Raw genomic sequence first — 24,510 nt, 5'->3', positions numbered from 1 at the left:
TATTACGATTCCAGAGACCGGAAAGTTGCGTTAAACTGCCCGTTCGTATTATGAGATCAACCAGTTCTTTCTGGTTGATCCTTTTTTCATTTGCATAGAGGATTAAGGTAGCCTGGTCGAACGTACCTGCCCGTGGGACTTGATCCCGAGCGCTATAATGTTCACCCCTACTTGTCATGACCATGATTGAGGCTGGTTGGGACACGAGATCCCGTATAACAAGCGATGCTATGGAGCGACAAGAACCCTTAGGGGCTGCCGGTGAATCTACTCGTATAGGGAGAGATCTAATGAATCCAGTTATCGGTCTAGATATTTCTAAAGAAGAAAGTCATGGACAAGCCTTTTTAGAGCGTGGAAAACCATATAAGGGGACGTTTCATTTCGCTCATACTCGAGATGGACTGGAGAAACTGCTTCAAGTCATTCAAGAAGTCGAGCATGCATCCAGACAACGTCCTTTGCTTATTTTAGAAGCCACTGGGCATTATCAAAGCCCTGTTGTTCAGTTCTTAGAAGAGCATCACTATCTATATATTGTCATTAATCCGCTCATCTCAAATCGGCTTAGAAAGTCAAACCTTCGTAAAGTGAAAACGGATGCTGCTGATGCTTATCTTTTGGGAGAGTTGTTCTACAAAGAAGAGTTTGAACCTTTTAAGAAAAGAGGTGTGCAGCTGCTCAATCTTCGCTATCTAACGAGACAATATGAGTCTCTTTCAAAGATGTGTGTACAGACTAAATTGCAATTCCAAGCTGTTCTAGATCAGGTTTTCCCTGCTTACAAAGGTGTCTTCGGAGCTATGTATTCAGGCGTTTCACTACGATTTCTAAGTGAATTTCCAACCTCATATTCGGTTTTGCAAACGGACGAATTAATGCTTAAAACGAAAATCAAAGATATGCTTTCAACGAAACGAGGCCGTTCAGAGGATTGGATTAACGAGCGAGTAAAGCGGCTACTTATTGCGGCAATACAAAATCCTTTCGAGCAAACCATATACGCTAGCCACTTAATAAATTTAAAAGTTCTTATAACTCTCATTCTTCAGTACCAGGAGCATCTTGCTGAGTTGGAACAGAACATAAATGCCCTGGCTGAAGAAATTGAAGAGTATGATTTAATCCAGTCGATTCCCGGTATTGGCCATAAAATTGCGGCAACAATTTTATCGGAAGTTGGAGAAATCGACCGATTTGATCATCCAAAAAAACTGGTCGCCTTTGCAGGCATCGATCCGAGTGTGTTCGCTTCAGGTAAATTTACGGCAACCCGAAATCGCATCACCAAACGTGGTTCTCGGCAGCTTCGATATGCGCTGGTTATGGCTGTCCAGTGCGGACTTATCCGTTCTCGCAATATGCGAATCAAAGAGTTTTACGATCGCAAGAGAGCCGAAGGAAAGCCACATAAAGTAGCTCTGGTCGCATGTGCAAATAAGCTTGTTCATTGGATCCACGCCATCCTGAAAAGTAAAAAAGCATTCCGTCAGGCTTAACGGAATTATATTGGCATAACCTTCCAATATATAGATTGAATTGGAGGGTTATTTGGCATGCTTATTTTAACTATACCACATGATTTAGGTCTTTGTTTCTGGGAATCTTGACAAGCTATTAGCTGGTATAGTTTAACAAAATGAGCAGGCTTCACAGCGCCTGCTCATTAATGTGGTTCATTCTACTATCGTTCTCCGTTAGTTTAATCTCTCCGTTAGCCAAATCTGCCCATTAGCGTAGCAAAGACTGCCGGATTCAATTGTCGGCAGCCTCGTTATATGTAATTAAGTTAATGTGTTCATTTAGTTTAATAATTTATTAATTAACTATTTGTTAAGCCATAGAATGCGTTTATCTTTACTGCTTAACATCAATTTGATAAGGTTCTTGAAATATTCTCTAGACTAGTGTCATCCCATACTATAACAAAACATTTTTCCTTCTTTAATTTTTCTAACGCACCCAATCGATGATTGCCGTCTCTAATACTTAGAATGCCATTTCTATTTTCAGCAATTAACGGCGGCATATCCCACCCATCCTCTATACGTTCACAAATTTGATTAATATTGTGGTTCCACCAATCTTCATTCTCAACATACTCCATATGCAGTTCAGGTCCAACCACTCTGCTGAGACGATTAATGTTGACTTCCAAAGGACCTAGATAATATCTTTTTTGCATTTTTAAACCTTCTGATAAAGCAACATTATCTCCTTCACCATTCAGAAATAGATGAATCCATGTTTCTATATCACCATTTAAAGAATATTCCATCGCAGCTTTCAATGTTATTTCCGACATTTTTCAACTCTCCCCCTGAAGTAACTATCTTGCGATTATATTAAACTTAAAAGGTCATCTCGTAGCTCAAAATAAGAATCATTCCATCCCATCTTTGCATAAAAGCGTAATCCTATTAATCCATTATAATATTTAGCCCCAATTAATCTTTCCGTAAAATTTGGTATAGTAATGCCCATTTCTTGCTGATAATTTTGGTATCTCTGGACCGCATCGAGCTTTAAGTGTGTTTTTAAGTGCCAGTCCAACGTTGCTAGATCGATAAAAAAATCTCCATATTTACCGTTGCTATCAACAACGCCAGTTAATTTTTGTCCATTAGTTAAAATATTATACTGATGGAAATCCCCATGAATAAAATAACGATGTGGCTCATTGTAGGTAGAGTAAGCTAATAACCGATTATAACATTCGTCGAAGACATCTTTTTCTAAGCAGGATGTTTTGAATAAACTGTACCATCCTTGCCAAAAACCGCCCGCCTGTTCCTCCGTATAGGAAGCAATAATATGTTCCTTCCAAGAACTATAAGTACCGTTACCACTCGATTGTATCAGTCCATAACCTTTTGTGGTTCCTAATGACACATGATTCATTCGTGTAAGAATCTGAATGACTTCCGGAAGCATTCTGTGTTGTTCTTCATAAGAGCAGCTGTTCAAACTGTGTCCACTTATCTTTTCTGAAATCAAATAGTTCAATGATTCAAAGTTCCCTAGCCCGATACAAAGAGGGAACGGAATCCCCTGAGAAGATAAGAGAGTTGAGATAAATTTCTCCGTTTCATAAACTCCTGCTATATCGCTAAATTTGATTACGAATTCTTTATCATAAAGCGTGAAGGAGAATACAGTGCTCAAGTTTCCACCATTTATTGGTGTTATCCCTGTCACATCCGAATTATAATGCTTATTCAATACAACTTTTACTTCGGAAATCTTTATTGTAGGTTTTATATATGCAGTCATTTATTCACATCCTTGTTCGTCGTTTCTTGTATATTCTATCAATCCAAACCGCTTGATTATATGTAACAAACAGTTAGGAATTAATCTGTACACAAAAAGTCACATTAGAAATAAATCTAATGTGACTTTTCTTAGGCAAGCAATACTCTATTTAACTTTCGAATAAACAATTCTTTTAATACTATCGTAGGAAAGATGATAATGTTCCGAAAGCTGATAAACAGTAGCACCTTGAGCGAACCCTTGGCGAATATCATCGTTTCTTTGATTCAAATATTTTCTGCTGCCAGATTTCTCTCCCCATCCCTTTCGTACCCCTTCAGGTTTAGGAACATAAACCATGACACCATTTATATATTTCTGTACTTCCTTTAGCAACTCCTCTGGTAACACATCAGCGCTAACATAATTCATGATCACTCTGCTCCTTAAAGTTTTTAATGTTAAGGTAGCAAAGCCTAATTATAAACTGATTTACCAATTAAGGACTTGAGCGGTCTTAATTTAATAGCTCTATACAAACAACCGCCGTTGTTTATAATGTAGACTTTGCATAGAGCTTATTCTCTTTTTCATCAAACACAGCTTTTTGACCTCCTCCACCATATGGTAACTGATCAAGTATATCATGTTTTACTTTCCCAATAATCCTTTTGTTGTGCTAAACTGCCAGTTCAATAATTGTTAACAAAGATACGACCGGATTTAGTGTACTGCGCTCCAGTCGTATCTTTGTTAATTACTCTTCAAACTCACCGATAATTCTACCTTACGCTTTACCACTACTTGTGATAAGGTTCCCCGCGCTTGATCTTCAACTATCCTGCCCGTTGAACAGCCTGCCGGATTAAGCCGGCAGGCTATATAATTGAAGTATCGTTCCCAGTTAGCGTAAAGACCCGATCCCACTATCAATGCCTTTTTGGCTTTCACATGCGTTCTCGTATTAGTCCTTTTCTTGTTAGGCCAGTAATCATCTGTATCTGTATTATATTGGAGAATCGTGTTATAATTTGTCAGAACTATTCACTCAATTAGGGAGGTAGAAACATGTCTAGATGCACAGCTCCAGTAAGGGGACATAGCTCAGCGAGTGCCGCAGAAAACTGTCCAGCGTGCAGAGGGCGTTATGGCCGAAGTGGTGGCGGCTACAGGTCCTATTCGCCCTCATCTTACTCCTCGTCCCCGACAATTGGGGGCAGCCGAAGCAGCGTTAGCGGTTCCGTCCGCAGTTCAAAACCGCGCTGGTCAGGAGCAGGTTCGGCCATATTGTACACGGCTGAAGAAGTTCGGGCACTCACACCAGTCCGCAACAGCGTCGAAAACCTGGCAAATCAGCCTGACCTTCGGGACGTCTTCCTTTGCCATGCGTGGGACGACCGGAAGGGAGCCGCCAAGGAACTTCACGATCTACTCGAGTCACATGGTGTTAAAGTCTGGTTCAGTGAGAAAGACGTTGGCCTCGGTGTGCCGTTGCTTCGCGCCATCGACAAAGGCTTGGCGAAATCGCGAGTTGGGATTGTGCTGGTGACACCTGCAATGCTACGCCGCCTCCCATCAGAGGGCATCGCCGACAAAGAACTTTCGGCACTCCTCGCGGGTGATCGGCTCATTCCGATTGTGCACGAGACAACGTATGAAGCTCTCCGCGAAGTCAGTCCCTTGCTCGGATCGCGAAGCGGCCTGAGCACTGCAGAAGAGCCAATGGCAGACGTTGCGGCCAAGCTCGCAGAGCTAGTCGCCCTCTAAGCTCTGTTGGTTTACTTAAGTTTGTTGAGCTACATGGACCTCGGTTACTTTGCAAACGCGGTTGCACCAATGTTTAAACCCAATGCAATTGCATTGGGTTTTTCTTTGTCGGGAAAGGAATAAATCAGCAACCGTCAGCTTAGAACTAAACTGCCCTTTACTTCAACAATTGTTTAAACAGTTACACCTAATATTTCCAGTAATTAATACAAAAAGGGAGCCTTTTTGGCTCCTAAAAATATCTCCTGTACAGTTCCTTTCGCCTTTCACCACGTAACTGGGCATAAATCTGTGTGGTGGATGCTTTTTCGTGTCCTAACATCCCCTGGATGAAATCCAATGGTGCACCATTATCAAGCAAGTGACAAGCATATGTATGTCGGAACCGATGAGGATATACATTTACGGCAACCTCCCCACGGGTTGCAAGCTTTTTTATGGTGTGACGTATTGTAGGAATCGACATTCGCCGAACAGGATGGGATTCGGTTACAAATAGAGCATTACAGAAATCTTTCCGACTCTCACGATACCTCTTTAACCACACCTTACACTCAGTTGTAAAATAAACTTCTCTTTGCTTAGAACCTTTTCCATTTACGATTGCAGAGCAGTTTTCCCAATTAATGTCCTCTATGTTTAATCTATAGACCTCGCCAACGCGACAACCCGTACAATACAAAAACTCCAGAAGTGCATGTTCGCGCGGTGAATCGCAAGTAATTTTCAGATGAATAACATCCTCTTCGATTAAAAATTTGGGGATACGTTTATCCATCTTTGGCTCTTTTAGTTTTAAAGTCGGATTTTTATCGATGTGCCCTTCTTCAAACGCAAACCGAAAAAGTGATCTTATGAACCGTATGCGATGTCCTAAGCTGCTTGGTTTTAATCTTTCTGACTGCTTCGCTAGATACTCCTTCAATAAAGTTAAAGTAACTTCTTCGATTTCAAGGTTACCGATTTCTCGGACCATCACCTTCAACTGTAGGGAGTATGCCTTTAAAGTATGCGGACTAAATCCAAGTATTCTCTTATCTGCCTCGTAAAAAAACCATAAATCCATCAATCTCACGACGAACCCCTCCTCGCAAAGTATTAATATTAGCTTCGCTTCGTTGAGGAAGGTTTAATCTATTTCACGAAAGAATTTAGCCCTGCACTAGCGTGTCCCTTTAGTTGAATACTTATTTCGAATTTGAAAGTTTATTTCTTGATTTTGTGTACTAATAAACTTTACCAACAAAGCTATTTTGTTTTCTGCATTGATACGTTCCCAGTAATAGTCTGCTATTTCATTTATTGAATCGAATAGTGGCACTTCAAAAGGATCACCTTCAAATGGTTTAAGTACACCATTCAGTTCCGATTTATACGTGTGAATGCAATGACCAATGCCGTTCTTAAATCCGCTATAGTGATACATATTACGTAAGCAGACTGATGGGTCGTTGTCGTGTGTTTTGATAATCGACAAACTGTACCTCTTAAGATCTGTGTTAATTACGCCTGAAATTCTCGGAGTAAAGTGTGGAGCATCGGGCTCAAATTCTCGAAGCTTTAAAGATTCTTCTAAGATTCTGTTATGCATTATCCCATCATAAATAGTTTCAGTTTGATCACCATTCGAGACAATGTGCACGTTATTCCAATGTCTGATAGGATAATAAATAATGAGTGAGGGGTCTTCCAACAGAGCAGGATCAAATGCTTTGTTTCTTACATTAAATCCTTCCCTTTCAAATACGCGGTTGCGGCTATTCTTGCTTCTCCCCATAATCCAATACACCTGTACATAATGCGATCCAGAAGGTGTTAGTCCTATGATAAGCGTTCTTCCTGGATATGGGTTTTCAAATAAATCGTGTTGAACTGTTTTCAATTGCTGTTGCTCCTCTCGAATAAACATAAAGAGGTAAGGGGAAATTCCCCTTACCTCTGCCCAGGCGTACGGCTCCAACTACTTATATGCCTCCTCATGGATCCCCATGCTTCGCCAGTCACATATAAGCTCTAAATTACTTTCATAATAACAATTGATTCCAGTATATTTCAATAACTTTCTGATCCAGCGATACAATTCAATTCTGCCCGTTAGCTTAACCAACGGGCACCAGTTGCAAGTCTAATACTTTATTTTCTAAGTCTACAACTTTCAGTCTAGTACTTTATTTTCTTCTGACAACAATCTAACTCCTTCATTCAAAGCAACCTCAGCTTGAATCTTTAGCAGTACAGGGGTCGAATCCTTACGTTTTCCTACTACATTGGCGGTATTAGTATCCACTGACAAATGAACATACTGCCTCGCCATCGGTTGAAGCCCATCAATAAAAATCTTTTCAACTAACTGTCTTGCTGTCCCATGATACAAGATTGGTGGAGTAGCTGCAGTATTCAATATTCTTTGAGGTGTAAAATGGCCATAAATGGCTCTAATTCTACCATTCAAAATCTCATGTTGCTTTTTATCAGCCACCTCAATCATATGAACTAAATCAGTCTCGTTAACTGATTCCCAATGTTTATTTAAATGCAATCCGGTTAACAGTTGATGAATCTCCACCCATCCTTCATTGTCTAGTTCAAGCTCATATTCCCAAGGTGCATGTCTTAATGCATACGAAATTTCCTTGCTTAATTTTGATAAGTCCAGTTCTAAGCACCCTCCACAATAAGTAGTTCTTCACTAAAATAGCGAGTAGATTTTTTTTTTCCGTTCACTTCAATAAAATACATTTCCCTTGCCTCTTTACTGTGCCAATTTATGTCGCAAATAATTCCAATTATCTCTTTACTTTTAAGTCGTACATTATCACCAAATTTATATGTCGGATTAGGAGTTTGTATAAATAACTCAGGCTTCACTTTAAATTTCTGTTTATTATACAGAATCTCAATATATTCTCCATCTATCCCAACACATTGAAATAACTTGCCAACTGGTTTCAAATTCCGAAAGGCTTCTCGACTCAGTTTTTGAATTAATTCTTCTCCATCTTCTTCAAACCAGTTGTAAATTCCCCATGCGCCAACTAACATGAAGGAGCACCTCCTTAATCAATTATTTATTATATGGTACATAGCCTTGGAATGAAGAACTGAAAGCAGACGATGGTAGTTTGCCAAACGCTTCTTCTGCAGCTTGGAGAGAATCAGCACTTGGTTTGTAATGACCACTTATCTACCTTGTAGATCTGCCCACCCTTAATCTCTACAATTCCAGTAGCTTTGACCTGTGGGTCTTCGCCGCCAATGAGAGTAGGATGAGACATTTTTTGTCCTGCTCTAGTACCAATAATTACACTTCCATTGTTATCTACTACGTACATATATTGTCCTGACATTTGCTTACTATCGATTTAACCTGAATCGGTAATTAAATCATTTGTGTTTTTTGCTGTCGGATTCTTAATATAACTACTATTCTTCAATACACCTGCGGATTTATCAGCTGGTTGCATTGCAGGGTCGACCTTAAACCCATACCCTTATTTGCTTCAGCACGTGTGGAGTTAACCGTAACGGGTTCCGCGATCCGCTCCAAGGCAAGAATCGACACTCCTAATGCACTTTCGATACGATTGATCGTCCTCAGCTTCGGCTAACGCCATTCCCCATAAGATATGCTAACACTATAATGTCGCGTAAACTCTTGTCTGTCTTTAATTGCATGATTGGAGGGAAGTTATAAAAAAGTGTAATGAGGGATATCTAACTTTCTAACTTAAGCCTGCAATTAACTACTAAATTTCTATACAACCAGCCTGCCCATGAGCTTAAAGATTACTTAGAAGCTTTGGATGAAGATTCTCTCGATATCTATAACAGAAGACGCGTGGTAACTCTGGGTAAGGTTAAAAAAGACCTTGAGGATTGCCGTCCCCAAGGTCTTCAAGTAGTTCTAGCAAATCTAATGCATTGTAGTCATTTAACTAAAATCAAGATTAGTAAAGAGAGGTATTACAGATTCTGAAATTTCTATCGCATACCAATTAACTGCAATAAGATAATCCAAATTTCCGTTACTTAAAAAATACTCCATTCCATATGAATTCTCCATTAAATACCCAACTAATTTAGCATCTTTGACTACTATTACAGTATTCCTATCAAGACCTTCTTGATCAAAAAATAATAATGCAGGTTCACTATTTAAATACTTTGAATACGAATATTCATATTTCTCTAACGAAATAGTTTTAGAATTTGCTCCAATAGCTAAGTGACCTACGATCTTGAAAGGTTTAAACTTGTTAATTACTCTCTTAATATAATCTTTTGAAGAATTGTCATCCAAAATTTCTATTTCTATACCTAACTCGGTACTTACTTGAATTAGCTCTTGTTTATTTGGTTTGTTCATATACGTCACCTCGTTGCAGGAACATCGTCTACAAATATATGTCCCCTTGTTCTATTTGTACCTTTTCCCGGTGATTGATACCCGATATGTGGCTGGTGAGGTCCTTCACCCAAAGTTCCATCTGATTTAACGTTATTCCACTGAGGTATATCCATATTCACATTTGCACCGTTCGGACCTGACCATTCTACAGGGACACTCTTTCCATTTTTATCTTTCCCCCACTTTGTCACGTTAAACTGATCTTTAGGTACACCCGTTCGCTTGAAGGCTTCATCAAGAGCATCTTTATATGTTTTTCCAGTTCCTCGTAGATCCAAATCTTTATCTGCATTATACTTCCAATTCCCTCCTCCGGTTAAACCTGCTCCTTTACAATTCGTATTATGCACCCAAATCCCAATATCCGTCACATAATACGTATGGAAGTCTGCAACCGTAAAATTGTAAACCGTAACTGGCTCATCAAGTTTAACGAACTCAACCTTATCAATCGTCAGGTTACTTCCGTCAGGCCTTTGAAGCATGTCCCCAACTTGAAGTTCATCAGCGAAGACCCAACCTTTGCCTTCAATCCAAAACGGATGGTTATCTGTTGTCTCGATGACTTGCTCCCCAACATGCAACTTAATAATATCATCACGTTGGTTACGATATAAAGCGGTGACTTCCTTGTAGGCTAATTCTCCGTCAGGGTTAAACTCATCTTTAGCGAGAACCTTGTCTCCTACCTCGATTTCCTCGATAGGTTTCTCCCCTTCGTCTGTAAGAACCTTCGTGCCAGCGGTAAAGCAGTTGCATCCTCCTTTATTCGCAACTACCTTAACGGGTTCCGTCGTCCGCTTAGAGTTGATTCTGAGGACGCCATTTAAAGCAAAAGCCGCTCCATATGCCATTTCGATATTCCTACGATTCTGTTGATACAGGAGCTCGGCTTCGGCCGTCGTCAATCCTTTTTCACTAAATGCATACGCCGATTTTACACCACTTATCGTGCCGCCGCCAATTAACCATAAATCCTTGTTTACCTTTATTCCAATGGCTTTGAGTTCATCCTCGCTAATATCACCTTTATTAATTCGTAACGTTTCGTAGGTCACTAATATTTGCTCTAGTGATACACTTTTGTGTGCAACGGAGGACACGAATCTCGCTTCGTTCTTGCTCACATTATACGACAGGTTTATAGCAGCAGTTCCCGTGATAAGATTCGTGTTCTTAACCATTGTGATTGCAGCTGATTTAACTTCCAAATTCACTCTGCCTATAGTAGTTGTCGTCGTGGTCGATTTTACAGTGGTGTTGCCCACAGGATAATTTAGTGGATCCGTCTTTACTGTTATTCCCGCACTCTTTACGGCGGAATTCCATTCCGAAGCTGTCATATAGCCACGAGTCTCCGCTGCTTTATTAAGCACGGCATTGATGGTTTCGGAATAGGAATTCAAAGGTGTAACAACAGCTTGATAATTTTCTTTTACACCCCGGATAGCCTCTGCCTGTGCTTGAATGGCTTTTTTCTCCGCACTGGTTTGTGCTTTGTAGTAGGCATTCGTAAGCGCAATAATTTTGGCTTGTGCTTCTTTATTTAGCTTCTGATCACCTTCCTCCCAATGCCCTGTCGGATCCCAATACATGATCGGTTCGTTGTGTACATACGTGTACAAGTTCAGAGACAGTGGATCTGTTGCATTCCCGCGGTAGGTATCTTCGCTGAGGAAACGGGCGATCTTTGGATCATAATAACGAGCGTTTAGGTAGTATAGTTCGCTCTCTTCGTCGAACTGATATCCCGCATACCGTATTGGATTGTTTACTGTACCGATTGAATCTATGATCACACCAAAAGCGTCATATCGGTACGATGCCTGAACTACACCAGCGGTATCTATCAGTGACGTTACATCGCTATGTCCGTTGTACAAGTAATTGTACTTCTCATTTCCAACTTGCCGCATCAATAAGTTAATGCCATAAAGGTTTCGTGCCTTAGTCTGACCTTTGCCATCAGTCTCCAATACTACTTTATCATATTCGTACAAATAGAGGGTCGTCTCGCCACGTACTGTTTTTTGGGTACGGAGTCCTTCCCCGTTGTATGCGTAAGTCGTGTTTCCGCTGCCTGAGTTAATGGCAATTAACTGATTCCACCCGTCATAAACATATTGCTGGGTACCAGACACGAGATTCGCAATTTGTGAATTCTCATTTTCCTGTCCAACTATAAACATGCCAAAGCTTGGCTCTACTGGCTGAAAAGGGTCAAACAATTTGGTTACTATTCGTTCTTTGTAGATCAAATTACCATTACGGTCATAACTATATTGATCCGTCTGCTTCTCGCCGTTCGTTTGTACTTCCGTCACTGTCATCAAACGGTTTTGTTCATTATACGTGTATAGTGATACCGTCGTTTGAGAACCTTGTGTTACCTTTTCTTGTATGCGGTTGCCTGATGCGTCATAAATGTAGCTGGTCACTCGGCCGCTTGGTTCATTCACACGAGATAGTCGGTTCAGTGCATCGTATGCATAGGTTGTTGTACCACGCGATACGCCACCTTCCATCTCCGTCTTCGTCAATTGGTTGCCCGCAGCATCATAGGTATACGCGTACGAATCGAGCAATGACGTACCTTTCCAATTTTTTAATGTCGATAATTGATTATTAGCTGTATACGTGTATTCTTCCTTGATGCCGTTAGCAAACTCTACTGTCTTTAGACTTCCGTCTTCATAGTACGTATAAACTGCTGTATCCTGCGGTCCGCTCCGTACTTCGACCAAACGATTGGTTTTATCAAACACCTTAATCGTTTCATTATTTTTGGGATCGACCGTTTTTTCCGCTGAATACCCAGCAGGCAAACCCTCTATCCGATCGTATTGGAATATAGTCGTGCCGAGTTTCGGTACCGTTTTTGTGATCACCCGGTTGAATTCGTCATAAGTGCGGCTTGTTGTTCCAGTACTGTCGGTCATCTTAAGTTGATTGCCATTTTTGTCATACGTATAGGTGACTTGCCGCTGGTTCAGCGCAAGTTCAACGATTCCCGCTCCTTCAACCGTTTCGGTTTGAAGTCTTCCATGAATATCGTACTGATACGTGGTTTGATGTCCATTTCGATCGATCTTGTATTGTAAGTTACCATCAGCGTCATATCTGTAGCTTTCCGTCTTACCAGCATGGTTGGTACCCGCAACTGGTTCATTCAACTCGGCAGGCGGATCCATCCGCAGAGACAGTTTATTAGCCGCATTGTAGGTAAACGTATGCGTTAATCCGCGACCGTCGGTCTGTGTTAACTGATTACCGACAAGATCATACGTATAACGAGTTGTTTCTCCGAGTGCATTCGTGACTCCTGTCAGTCTACGTAGGAAATCATACGTATAAAACGTTTCGTTTCCTCGACCATCTTGGTGTACCTCAAGCAGTCCCAATGCGTTAAAACTATTCTCTGTCCGGTTATTTTTGGGATCTATTCGCACGATCTCGCGTTGGTTTCGATCATAGCGGAATTGTGTCAGACGATTTAAAGCATCCCAGGACCGGACTTGTGCATGGTTCGCGTTATATTCCAACCGCTCTGTGATGACCCCGTTTGCATCTCGCGTCTCAATAAGCCGGTTCAAACCATCATAGATATAGGTGTTCTCCTGATTTAACCAGTTTGTTTCAGACACTAGGTTGCCATTATAGTCATACTGATATAAGGTTTGCCTTTCTGCCGGTTCAGTATTGACACCCGACACACGTTGAATCTTTTTCTTTACGCGGTTCATGGCATCGTAGCTAAATTCGGTCGTTATCCCATTCGCATCCGTCTCGAAGCGTAGGTTGCCAAGCATGTCATATCCAGATTTAACCATAATCGCTTCCGTGCCACTACTGTTCTGCTCCGTCTGGCGGATCACACGGCCATCCGGATCGTATACCCATAGCTGTACGGCACCAAGCTCATCCCATTCCTTTGCTACGCGCCCCATGACGTCATACTGGCGAGTGATGGTTTGCGCTGGGATCGATTGATCCCCTGGAAAATGCATCGTACGTACTTGGCCAAAGGTATTATAGGTGTAGGTTATCGTATTGCCATTCGCATCTGTTTCCGATAGCAAATGACCTGCTAAATCATATCGGTTTGAGCTTAACTGTTGCTCTGGCGAAGTGGCCGTTTTACGAACAGCAGTAGCTGTGACGCGGCCAGCATCGTCATAATAGGTGACATATACCGTACCCGCTGCATCCGTCTCGGTGATTTCACGTCCTAGCCCGTCGTAAGTATACGTAATACCAGCCTTCACACCCTTCTCAGCTGCAGAAGGATCTGTCGTGGATGCGATGAGGTTGGCTGCATTGTAGGTTGACCGTGTGCCGTAACCGGTTGCGATCCGCTCGTCCACCGTCTTACCCGTTCCGAGTGCATAGCCTTCCCCATCTAATGTCTTAATCGTATTGCCATTCTCGTCATAGGCCAAAGCTGCTGTCGGCAATTCCCTCCACTTCGTGGTCCACTGCTGCATATCAGGTCGATAAACCTTCTCCTGGAACACCTCAGTTGTCAACTTGAGACGATTCATACGGTCGTATACGTATTCTGTTCGTCCCATTTCATTCCACCGTAAGTTAGCATTATAGGATTGCGGGGAAATAATAGCAATCCGTCGCTGTGCTCGGTCGTACACTTGCAGTTGCTTCCCGCCGTCGGGATAGCTGGTCATTTCTAGTGAACCGGCGGCATTATACGTATAAGTTGTCGTACGTCCCAATGCATCGATGACTTTCAGTGGTTTGCCTGCCCAGTTGTACACGGTTTGGGTGACGGCTACAGATGGCTTGTTGTATTCGTTCACGATCGATCTGCGTACAGATGTGGGCTGATTCAATGCGTCATAACTATAAGTCGTTTCGTTACCATCAGGTGTGGTGACAGAAACGATGTTCCCGTTCGCATCATAGCTAGTTTTGGTCACTAGTGCCATGGTGTCATTTTTAGCAAACGCAATGCCGCCCACGTCCCCACTACGTACTTCATTCTTCTCAGCTATGACCTGTCCCCTGTGATTATAGGAATATTGCGTAGCAATTGCTTCTTTCTCGGACATATATACTTCTTTTCGGACTAATCGACCGTCGAGATCATACTTTTGTTTCGTCAAACTGCCTGAAGACTGAATGACACGTGTCACTCTTCCACTGCCATCGTATACATAACTCGTCGTTATCATACGATCTTTTACCGGCTTGCTGTAAAGTGATACTAGATCCTTACCTTTACGTTCCTCCAGCAATTGGCCATTGCGATCATAGTGGTAGCCGATATACCGATATTTGCCGTGATCAAGCGGAGACCATTGATCGACAAGACGGTTCATGCCATCGTAACTATAATACGTCATGTTGCCGCGAGCATCGGTGGTTGCGCTAATATTACCATTAGCTAAGTAAGCAATAGCCTCCGTTGTGCCATCAGGACGCTGAATCTCCACTTCCCGGCCTCTTGTGTCAAACAGTCTATTTGTCACAGCCTGTTCCGTCTCATTTAAGTAACGGGTTTCTGTTCTCCGTTCAAAGCCGCCAGTCAGTATTACATAACTGTTAGATTGCAGCAACACCGGTGCTGCAGCTTCGTTTTCTTTGAAAGAAACCCGTATCAGACGGTTCATCACATCATACTGGTACAAATACTCTGATCCGTTTGGACGCTTCTCTTTTGTTTGGTTTCCGTAAATATCGTATTCGAACGAATACGTATAGCCGCCCTCATCTATTTTACTTTTTAACGTACCGTTAGGGTTGTAAACGTTGCGAGCGCCTGCCTGGACGTTTGTATATGCCGTTCCCGATGCGTTCAATTGATCATCTGCTGCTTTATATTGATTTGGCTTGATGTTCTGGGTCACGAGTCCTTGCGCGTCATACACCAGACGCGTCGTCTCACCCCCGTCTTCTATCGTACGCAGCAAACGTCCATTCTTATCGTACGTATAGTCCGTCCGATAACCTTCTGGCGTCATGATCGATGTCAACCATCCAAGCGGCGAATAGCTTTTGCGTGTGATGCCTCCTTCAGGATCCGTCATTGTATCTGTATTCCCATGTTTATCATAGGTGTAAACGGTAACATGGCCCTCTGGATTGGTAATCGATTTCAGCAAACCACTTACTGCCGCACCGAACCGCTGTGCCTCCGCCTGAGAATAGTAACTATACGACGTCACGGCGAATGCATCCGACAATTCTCCTGTGTAAACGTCAGTGCCATTTACGGGCTGAATGCGCTTAGTCAAGAGCTGATTGTTATATTCATAATAAATGCTCTTCCCGAGCTCATCCTTCTCCGAAATAAGGTGATTCCATTGATCATATCCGTACTCTCGGTAACTGCCATCCGGATGAATCGTTTTGGTAATATTCCCATTGTTATCGCGAACATAGGATGTTTGGTTTCCGTTGCGGTCGGTAATCGCCTTTTCCTCACCAAACTTATTAAAGCCCGTTTCGTCCGTATAATAGGTGACCGTCGACTTCTTGCCTTCCGGATCTTGTGATGCCGTGACAAACATGGCCGTATCGTACCATTTCACCATAGTGCGACCGTTAATGTCCGTTATCGTTGTTTTACGATTGGTTGTATCATAAGTGAAGTACTGTGTATTACCAAAGGTATTCGTATACCGGGTCACTTTATTCAGACTAGGTCCTGCATCCCGACTGTACACCATCGATTCGGTCACATGGTTTTGCGCATTGCGTATCTTATTTAGGTATCCAAAGGAGTCGTACTCATACCGCTCGATAATCTGTTCTGATGCATCCTGGACAGAAATGAGCCGTTTACTACTGTCATAATTGTATCTGATGAAGCGGCCTGTGATATCAGTTACTTTAACTATTAATTCACCGATATAGTCAATGGTATAGGTCCGTCCAACTGTATCCGTAATTTTAGTAATTTTTCCAGTGTTGCTTACTGCAATCTGAATGGAATTTCCAAGTGGATCCTTCATCCAGTATAAGTAACCATCTGTTGTAAAACCGTATGAATATTGATCTGACGTCGTCAGCACATGAGTATTATCTTGCTGTTTGACCAATTGGCTACGTGAATCATTAGCAGTATAGGTTTCGCCACTTTTAATGAATACTTGCGCCGAACCATTCGGCAGTTTCGCAACCATCTGGTTACCCGTCAAATTCAAACTGCCTTCGAAACTAAATGTCCACCCCCTGCCCATCCAACTGGATGGACGGTCATCACGAGAGTTATAGGTTCGTCCAATATTGAATGTAAAACCTGGAGTAGCGAAAGACATATCCGTGAAGGATTTGGCGAAGTTGCCAGTCGTCACCGATACGCCTTCTTCACCATAATGAATCTGCTCTTGCAGGTTAGGATCAATCTGTACGGCTAAAGCCACAACAATATCGTCGCTTTCACTTTCCTCTCCTACTGGAAATGGTTCAATTGTTGTGGAATCATCTTGAACTGTCCCCCTAATGGCTCCAGCAGCGTCGACTATGCCTCCTGTCTTTACTTTGCCCTTTAAAGTGGACAACGGTCTTGCCGTCGATTTGATTCTTTGTGCCAGTTGTTCTGCAGACAAATCTGGATAGACACTGTGTACTAGTGCTGCTACTCCTGTCACAATAGCAGCAGCCATCGAAGTTCCGCTCATATAGCCATAGGAATCATCGGGAAATGTACTTAGCATGGCCATCCCCGGGGCGGCTATGTCGACATTACTCCCATAGTTCGAAATAGCAGCGAGCCTCCCCTGATTGTCCAAAGCCGCTACGGACAGCACGTTTGCTAGGGGATATGCAGCCGGATATACAGGATAGTTTACCGCATCTTGCCCGTTATTCCCGCCCCCCCCAATAAACAAGATGCCGCTGTTGCGGATGGCATCTTCCAGCGCTATGTTATTCGCAGGACTGCCAAAGCTAGCATTAATAATCTTGACGCCGGCTTGCTTGGCATATTCGATGGCGGCAATCGCATCCGAGGTATAACCTTTATTTTCTGACATAAATTTGAGCGGAAGCAGTGTAACGCCAGGGGCGACACCTCTAGTTCCAAACTCGTTGGCGCTAGCCGCAATTAATCCAGCTACAAATGTGCCGTGTTTGTCATGTGTAGCAGCATCGTAAACGGAGGCATCATCGTTCGCAAAGTCCCAGCCATTTACATCATCGATATAGCCATTGCCGTCATCATCTATACCGTTGCCAGGAATTTCAAGTGGGTTTTGATAGATACGGGCCACCAAATCAGGGTGATGTATATCGATACCCGTGTCCAAAACGCCGACTAACGTAGACGCTTGTCCCCAAGTTTGCTCCCACGCTTCCAAGGTTTGTATATCAATACCGGCAGTTCCTGACTGCATGGCGACTGTCTGGCCGGTATTATTCAGCCCCCATGACTCGCCAAATCGTTCATCCTCTGGCAATGCCAAAGGGGTCAACTCATAGTTTGGCTGGGCGTATTGGACATTCGGATCTTTACGAAGCTCCGTCAGAACACTATCGACGGTGCCGTTACCCTCGATGGCGATCACCTCAATTCCCGTACGTGGCAACTTCTGGCGGTCAGTCAAGCGCTGTCCTGTGAGTTTTCTCCCGACGCGCTCCTTCACTTCCTTTGCCTTGGTTTGATCTTTGTATTTGACGAGCACTTCCGACTTCTGACGTGGAATCGGATTAGTCTTCTGCCCCTCTGCCCCTGCAGCGTAAGTGATGCTGTAGTCTTGTGCAAAGGTGCACAGTAACACGACGATCAAGCAGTATTTAATAAAAACGGAATAAATGCTTCTCATAAAGTGCCTCCATATTTGGAATGATTGCTTGCCATCGTGTCTGACTAAGATTGTTGTACAACTGTATACGTAATGGATGAACCTCCGGAAGCTAGTCCTTGAAATTTGATGCTGTTTATCACGCCTGTCCACGACTCTCCTTGTTGGATCGGCTTATCCGTCACAAATGTAATTCTTCCTGGCGAGAAATGAGTGATAATAATATCTGTCCCCTCAATACGTCCCGGAGCCAGCTCCGGCTGGCCAGTGAGAGAGGAAAGGTCCAGTACTTTCATTGCGTTTGGATCGTAACTGACGGTTAATGTGTATCGACTAAAATCTGTAATATCTGAAGCAGTCAGACCAAGATTAAAGTCTTTGCCTTTCGTCAATCTAGCATTAATCGTGTTATTGACCATTAAGTTACTCCATCCTCCCATTCCTGCTTCGTTATAAGTCCGCACACGGTAGCGGTTCTCCGTTCCACTAACCACCCGTCGATGTGTGTAACTGGTCTGCAGCCCCACGTCAATTACTTGTCCGTTCATCTCCAATTCATAGCGCAAGGCGGACGGATTTTCCGCCCAAGATAGCGTCACCAAATGCCCTATTGAACTTAACATAATGTTATCCGGCGCTTTTGGCACATCTGGAAGCGTCCGCATAGCAATCGCGGCGGTCCAGTCGCCCTGAACAGCATCGGTCACGGCACGTATTCGATACGTATGCGGGGTGAAGGGATCAAGCATCGTGTCGGTGTAAGTCGTCTCACCAAAATTGCTCATCACGGCCTTCCCATCAATTTCTACTTCATAGCCCAATGCAGTCGTTACGGCTGTCCAGTTGAGCGTGATGTAATCCTTCCCAGCAACGGCATAAATATTATCAGGTATAGCTGGTTTAGCTGGCAGCGTCGTTAATGACATGGGCAGCGACCAACCACTGTTGCCAGAAGAGCTCAATGCGCGAATTCGATAGGTGTACGTTGTCTCCGGTAGTAATTCCGAATGATTGAAGTTGGTCGTATTCACTTGTTCGACCATTCCATTTCGCTCTATTTCATAACCGCTCGCGCCTGGTATCGTTTCCCAGCGCAGAGAAATGGTCGTATCACTTAAACTATCTCTTACAAGTTTAGGTGAGGCCAATCTGTAGGTAGTTACGGATATTGGGCTGCTCCACGCACTAGCGCCCAGTTCATTCCATGCCCGAACACTGTATTGATAGTTGCTGCCAGGCTGCAAGCCGCCGAGTGAGACAGAAGGCGCCGATCCATGTAAGAAGATCACTCCATTAGCCATAATTTCATAGTGTGTCACATCATCATGAGATTGCCAGTTGATTTGAACAGCAGTATCCGATGCATGAATCGTTAATCCCGTTGGCATTGGCGGCACTGACATTGCAGTCATTACGGTGCGTAGAGGCGACCAAGGCCCTGCGCCCCCGCTGTTAACGGCACGAAGCCGGTAGACATGTTGCGAGCCTGGTGACAAATCCATAATCTTGTAACTCGTAATTTCACGTCCAACTCGAATGGTACGACCGTCCCACTCCAGTTCATAGCTAAGTGCATGAAGCACGCTCCCCCATGCGATGGTGACGGTTCTTCCAGTTGCGCTAGCATTAACAGTTCCCGGCGCTAAAGGAGCAGGCATGAGTGTTCTGACCGTTATCGGCTCACTCCACTCACTTGATGCGCCATCTTTCAACGCCCGAATACGGTATAAATGAGTCGTATTCGGAGCGAGATCCCGATGTATAAAAGATAGAAGTGCACCTCTATTCAACACTGTACCATCCAACTCTAACTCATATGCGGTAGCATCAAGTACTGGATTCCATGTTAATTCGATTTGATCAGCAAACGCTTCCGCTTTGAAACCGGTTGGTATGGCTGGCGGTTTGATAGGAAGTCCTGCTTGTATTGAAGCCGAGAGTGGAGTTTCGACCCCTTCCTTATTACGCGCCTTGATCTGAAACTTTGATGTCGCACCTGATGGCAAGCCTTTAATCAAGATTCGTTTATCCGGTATGGTTATCCAGATAGACTGTGCGGTTAATGTGCCGTCAGAAGCCACGAATTTATTACCAGTAATAATCTGATAGGCAGTATCTGCCGGATTTGTATCATTTATAGTAAAAGTAGCCGTAGTCGCTGACGTACCAGCTGCAACCAGCGATGGTGAAACAGCGTAAGTTACGGACTCTCTCCTCTCCGTCGTGATCTGTCCATTGGATTGCTTGACCTCCACCTGAACGGGATAGCGTGTATTGGGCAACAAATTGCTAACCGTAAAGGCAGCTGACGGATTTCCGGTGAGCCAGTTGCTGACGGTCTCTCCAACGCTGATTCGGTAAGGTGCGGCATCGAGCAAAGCACCTGTCGTCTCCGCCTTCACGGTGAGCGTTTGCGGCGTTGCCTCTATTTGAATGGAAGTATTACCTGACGGCATGTTAGATACTTGGAAATGCACTTCTTTGCGAATGAGTTGGACGCCGTCTCCTGCCTCGATAATGAATTTATGTGCGCCAGGGATCAGTGTAGAGCTATCGAATGGCTCAAACCTCAAATACTGCTCTTGATCACTGAGTTGAATATTTGTTGTATACAGTGGTGTGGCTTCTTCATCCAAGTATGTGCTTACGACAATAGTCGAATCAGTCATTCCCTGTAACAACAAACTCATAAAAACTAAATTTCTGTTGTGGAGGGGGACTGCTTGTGGCGTATAGAAACTAGTTGCAAGGCCATTCCCTAGCTGTCCTTCTCTTCCTTCTCCCCACCCCATCATCACTGCGCCGTCAAGGAGAGCAAATGAATAGTGGCTTCCTGCAGCTATGTGTATAGCGCCGCGTATTTCTGTTACATTTACTGGAAAAGTAGTGTTAGAAGTAGTGCCCAGTCCCAATTGGCCAGAAGAATTAGATCCCCATGCCTTAACGCTTCCATCCTCCATTAACGCAAGTGAATGTAAAGCACCGGATGCAAGCTGTTTTACTCCGCTTAAACCTGGCACAGTGGTGGGCTGCAATTGACTTGCCATGTTTCCTAGTCCCAACTGGCCGGAAGAACTAGATCCCCATGCCTTAACGCTTCCATCCTCCATTAACGCAAGTGTATGGGAGGAGCCTGTTGCGAGTTGCTTTACTCGATTTAAATCTGGTACATTGATAGGCTGCAATTGATTTGTCTTGTTTCCTAGTCCCAACTCGCCACTAGAATTATTTCCCCAAGCCTTAACGCTTCCATCCTCCATTAACGCAAGTGTATGGGAGGTTCCTGTTGCGAGTTGCTTTACTCCACTTAAGCCTGATACAGTGATGGGCTGCAATTGATTTGTCGTGTTTCCTAGTCCCAACTGACCGGAAAAATTCCCCCCCCATGCCATAACTGTCCCATCCTCCATTAAAGCCAGTGAATGGGAGGAAGAAGCTACGAGTTGCTTTACTCCACTTATATCCTTTACAGTAATGGGCTCCAATTGATCCGTCGTGTTTCCTAGTCCCAACTGGCCAGAAGCATTAGATCCCCAAGACTTGACAGTTCCATCTTCCATTAAGGCCAGTGTATGGGTGGATCCTGTTGCGAGTTGCTTTACTCCACTTAAATCTGGTACAGTTTTAGGCAATTGACCGGAATACCCCCAAGCCTTAACTGTTCCATCCTCCATTAAAGCCAGTGTACGATTAGTACCTGCTGCGATTTGCTTTACTCCACTTAAAGCTGGTACAGTGATAGGCTGCAACTGATTTGTCGTGTTTCCTAGTCCTAACTGACCAGAAGCATTAGATCCCCAAGCCTTAACACTTCCATCCTCCATTAGCGCCATTGTATGGGAGGATCCTGCTGCGATTTGCCTTACCCCACTTAAATCCGGCACAGTGGCGGGCTGTAATTGATTCGTCTTGTTTCCTAGTCCTAATTGACCAGAAATATTTGACCCCCATGCCTTAACGCTTCCATCTTCCATTAAAGCCAGTGTATAGGAGGATCCTGTTGTGATTTGCTTTACGCTATTCAAATCTGGTATAGTGACAGGTTGCCATTTCTCAGTCATATTTCCTAGTCCTAACTCGCCAGAACCATTATAGCCCCATGCCTTAACAGTTCCATCTTCCATTAAGGCCAGTGTATAGGAAGATCCTGCTGCTATTTGCTTTACTCCACTTAAACCTGGCACTGTGATGGGCCTATATTGGGAGCTCGTGTTTCCCAAACCTAACTGGCCGTTAGCATTTGACCCCCATGCCTTAACACTTCCATCTTCCATTAAAGCCAGTGTATGGGAGGATCCTGTTGCGATTTGCTTTACGCCACTTAAACCCTGCACAGTGATAGGCTGCAATTGATTGGTCGTGTTTCCTAGTCCCAACTCGCCAGAACCATTATAGCCCCAAGCCTTGACTGTTCCATCCTCCATTAAGGCCAGTGTATGGGCGGATCCTGTTGCGATTTGCTTTACTCCACTTAAACTCGGCACGGTGGTAGGCAGCAATTGACTTGTCGTGTTTCCTAGTCCCAACTGACCATAAGAATTATTTCCCCAAGCCTTGACTGATCCATCTTGAATCAGAGCTAATGTGTAAGAATTTCCTGAAGCTAATTGCTTGACGGCATTCAAATTTTGAATGGTTACCGGGGTTAGCTGATTATCCTTGTTGCCAATACCAAGTTGACCAGAAGTGTTTACACCAAAAGCCCTCAATACACCATTTGTATATGCAAATGAACTTGAGGCACCAGCGGCAATAAAAGGTTCGTCGATAAATCCCTCTACTTGCATCGGAACGGTCATCACTTGCAAGCTAATCGTTGTAAATATTGTACGGGTATTGTTGTCTCCCCCCCCTAACTGATAGTAGGTATTGGAACCTGATCCATGTAGGGTATAATCTTTAAAAATAAGAAAACTATGTTCACTTCCAGCTACTGCGTGCAAAACATTGTCTTTTTGCAAATCAGTCGGAATAGTGCGATTTGTAGTCCCACTTAAGCCGAGCTGGTAGTTGCTGTTTTTTCCCCACATTTTAACCTTTCCATCATTGAGAATGGCAATTGAATGATAGCCTCCTAGAGAAACTTGATAGACGTTTGTCAATCCGGAAATGGTTACGGGTGATAGTTGATTGGTCGTTGATCCAATGCCTAATTGGCCGTTTGAGTTATTCCCCCATGTTTTTACAGTGCCATTCGTGAGAACTGCTGCTGCGTGATTGGTGCCTGCAGCAACATCCTTGATAGCTGTCAGACCAGATACTGTGACAGGTGCTGTCCCTGTATTCGTATGACCTAAACCAAGTTGTCCGGAATCATTGAGTCCCCATGTTTTAACAGACCCATTCTCTAACAAAGCAACTACAAAAAATCGTCCTATTGCTATTTTTTTAATATTTGTCAAGCCGGGAACAGTAATTGGGGTGTTGGATGCAGTATAAGTGCCATTGCCTAGTTGACCGTAGGTATTGTCTCCCCACGCTTTTAAGGTTCCGTCTTTCATGAGGGCAACTGCAAAATTACTGCCTGCAGCAATTTGTACAACATTAGTCAAATATGTATTTTTAGTGGGTGACTGGACAGTCGTTGTATTGCCTGTTCCTAACTGCCCGTTACTATTATTCCCCCAGACATACACCTCGCCCTTTTCATTTAAAGCGTATGAACTGGTTTCTCCTGCCGCTATTTGACGGATATTAGTCAAGTTTAATTGTGTTGGCGTATAAACATAGCTTGACGAGCCGTAACCTACTTGTCGGTTTGAATTATATCCAACCCCTTTTACATTTCCATCAGGCATCAGAAACAGTGAGTGATAAAGTCCAGCTGCAACAGATGGCTGGTAAATGTCAACTCGTGCCTCTGCTTTACCCGAAAAATAAAAAAATTGAAATAACAATGAAAATAAAAGAAATAGAGTAAGCGCTTTCTTTAAATGCATGGGGCTATTCTCCTTTTTAGTAGGTTTGAAGATTAATATAGGTTTCTGACTGAATAATTAGTATCATATTTCAGTAAGGTTGAAATTGTAAATGGGTGTATTTTGTATAAAAATATGGATATAAGTCGTTTTTTGTCGATTATGACAAATTTTTTTAGTTATTTCGTGCTGAAAGGTCAATTTTCCTTAATATATTGTTAAAAGTGAGTGTTTATGTCTAAAAAGGTGACATGGTCACATACCTGACGGTCATGGTCAAGTCAATATATTATAGACGCTATATCAAAAAAAGAGTCGATCCGTGGTTTTATCCCCTTACGGTAGACAGTGAAAAAAGAGTTCATGATATTATGGACTCAACATTGTTTATGGGAGGGGA

12 protein-coding genes and 1 riboswitch are annotated in these 24,510 nt (G+C 43.3%); of the genes, 2 read left to right on the top strand and 10 right to left on the bottom strand.

Translation table 11 applies throughout. The features are described from left to right. Nucleotides 1-290: 290 nt before the first annotated feature. A complete protein-coding gene (locus tag V1L65_RS16280) occupies nucleotides 291-1,499 on the top strand; it encodes an IS110 family transposase (RefSeq protein WP_331700258.1) in 1,209 nt (402 codons plus the stop codon). A 371-nt stretch (nucleotides 1,500-1,870) separates the two neighbouring features. On the opposite strand, the gene V1L65_RS16275 is transcribed toward V1L65_RS16280, so the two are convergent. From V1L65_RS16275 to V1L65_RS16265, 3 genes are all read right to left on the bottom strand, one after another. After that, nucleotides 1,871-2,305: a ParB N-terminal domain-containing protein gene (locus V1L65_RS16275; RefSeq protein WP_331700257.1), complete on the bottom strand. Its 435-nt coding sequence runs from the start codon at nucleotides 2,303-2,305 to the stop codon at nucleotides 1,871-1,873. 35 nt (nucleotides 2,306-2,340) lie between these two features. Beyond that, nucleotides 2,341-3,273, bottom strand: coding sequence for a phosphotransferase (locus V1L65_RS16270; protein WP_331700256.1), 933 nt, complete (start codon nucleotides 3,271-3,273; stop codon nucleotides 2,341-2,343). A gap of 147 nt (nucleotides 3,274-3,420) precedes the next feature. Then, the gene (locus V1L65_RS16265) at nucleotides 3,421-3,687 is read right to left on the bottom strand and encodes a CD3324 family protein (protein WP_331700255.1); all 267 of its coding nucleotides are present in this window, start codon (nucleotides 3,685-3,687) and stop codon (nucleotides 3,421-3,423) included. 855 nt (nucleotides 3,688-4,542) lie between these two features. Here V1L65_RS16265 and V1L65_RS16260 point away from each other — a divergent pair. After that, nucleotides 4,543-5,022 (top strand): toll/interleukin-1 receptor domain-containing protein, encoded by a 480-nt coding sequence (locus V1L65_RS16260; RefSeq protein ID WP_256975910.1) that lies wholly within the window; start codon nucleotides 4,543-4,545, stop codon nucleotides 5,020-5,022. A 232-nt stretch (nucleotides 5,023-5,254) separates the two neighbouring features. On the opposite strand, the gene V1L65_RS16255 is transcribed toward V1L65_RS16260, so the two are convergent. The 7 genes from V1L65_RS16255 to V1L65_RS16225 all read right to left on the bottom strand — a co-directional run bounded on the left by V1L65_RS16255 (nucleotide 5,255) and on the right by V1L65_RS16225 (nucleotide 24,131). Beyond that, nucleotides 5,255-6,097, bottom strand: a complete 843-nt coding sequence (locus V1L65_RS16255) for a tyrosine-type recombinase/integrase (RefSeq protein ID WP_331700253.1) — start codon at nucleotides 6,095-6,097, stop codon at nucleotides 5,255-5,257. A gap of 87 nt (nucleotides 6,098-6,184) precedes the next feature. Continuing rightward, nucleotides 6,185-6,982 (bottom strand): IMP cyclohydrolase, encoded by a 798-nt coding sequence (locus V1L65_RS16250; protein WP_331700252.1) that lies wholly within the window; start codon nucleotides 6,980-6,982, stop codon nucleotides 6,185-6,187. Continuing rightward, nucleotides 6,956-7,036: riboswitch (ZMP/ZTP riboswitch) on the bottom strand. Its footprint overlaps the gene before it by 27 nt. A gap of 141 nt (nucleotides 7,037-7,177) precedes the next feature. After that, nucleotides 7,178-7,678, bottom strand: a complete 501-nt coding sequence (locus tag V1L65_RS16245) for an RNA 2'-phosphotransferase (RefSeq protein WP_331700280.1) — start codon at nucleotides 7,676-7,678, stop codon at nucleotides 7,178-7,180. Between the two features lie 2 nt (nucleotides 7,679-7,680). Continuing rightward, a complete protein-coding gene (locus V1L65_RS16240) occupies nucleotides 7,681-8,064 on the bottom strand; it encodes a DUF6960 family protein (RefSeq protein WP_331700251.1) in 384 nt (127 codons plus the stop codon). An 889-nt stretch (nucleotides 8,065-8,953) separates the two neighbouring features. After that, nucleotides 8,954-9,388, bottom strand: coding sequence for a hypothetical protein (locus V1L65_RS16235; RefSeq protein WP_331700250.1), 435 nt, complete (start codon nucleotides 9,386-9,388; stop codon nucleotides 8,954-8,956). 5 nt (nucleotides 9,389-9,393) lie between these two features. Continuing rightward, on the bottom strand, nucleotides 9,394-18,213 hold the full coding sequence (locus V1L65_RS16230; RefSeq protein WP_331700249.1) for a S8 family serine peptidase: 8,820 nt from the start codon (nucleotides 18,211-18,213) through the stop codon (nucleotides 9,394-9,396). A 44-nt stretch (nucleotides 18,214-18,257) separates the two neighbouring features. Then, nucleotides 18,258-24,131: an RCC1 domain-containing protein gene (locus tag V1L65_RS16225; protein ID WP_331700248.1), complete on the bottom strand. Its 5,874-nt coding sequence runs from the start codon at nucleotides 24,129-24,131 to the stop codon at nucleotides 18,258-18,260. Nucleotides 24,132-24,510: the final 379 nt, after the last annotated feature.

The sequence above is a fragment of the Paenibacillus sp. IITD108 genome (assembly GCF_036541265.1).
Classification (GTDB): Bacteria; Bacillota; Bacilli; order Paenibacillales; family Paenibacillaceae; genus Pristimantibacillus.
Note: the sequence above shows the minus strand (reverse complement) of the source record. Positions and strands in the feature narration are given on the sequence as shown.

What these genes read in the sequence shown, in the direction of transcription:
- V1L65_RS16235 (WP_331700250.1), bottom strand. Translation starts at nt 9,388, where the DNA reads ATGAACAAACCAAATAAACAAGAGCTAATTCAAGTAAGTACCGAGTTA.
- V1L65_RS16225 (WP_331700248.1), bottom strand. Translation starts at nt 24,131, where the DNA reads ATGCATTTAAAGAAAGCGCTTACTCTATTTCTTTTATTTTCATTGTTA.
- V1L65_RS16270 (WP_331700256.1), bottom strand. Translation starts at nt 3,273, where the DNA reads ATGACTGCATATATAAAACCTACAATAAAGATTTCCGAAGTAAAAGTT.
- V1L65_RS16280 (WP_331700258.1), top strand. Translation starts at nt 291, where the DNA reads ATGAATCCAGTTATCGGTCTAGATATTTCTAAAGAAGAAAGTCATGGA.
- V1L65_RS16265 (WP_331700255.1), bottom strand. Translation starts at nt 3,687, where the DNA reads ATGAATTATGTTAGCGCTGATGTGTTACCAGAGGAGTTGCTAAAGGAA.
- V1L65_RS16240 (WP_331700251.1), bottom strand. Translation starts at nt 8,064, where the DNA reads ATGTTAGTTGGCGCATGGGGAATTTACAACTGGTTTGAAGAAGATGGA.
- V1L65_RS16230 (WP_331700249.1), bottom strand. Translation starts at nt 18,213, where the DNA reads ATGAGAAGCATTTATTCCGTTTTTATTAAATACTGCTTGATCGTCGTG.
- V1L65_RS16275 (WP_331700257.1), bottom strand. Translation starts at nt 2,305, where the DNA reads ATGTCGGAAATAACATTGAAAGCTGCGATGGAATATTCTTTAAATGGT.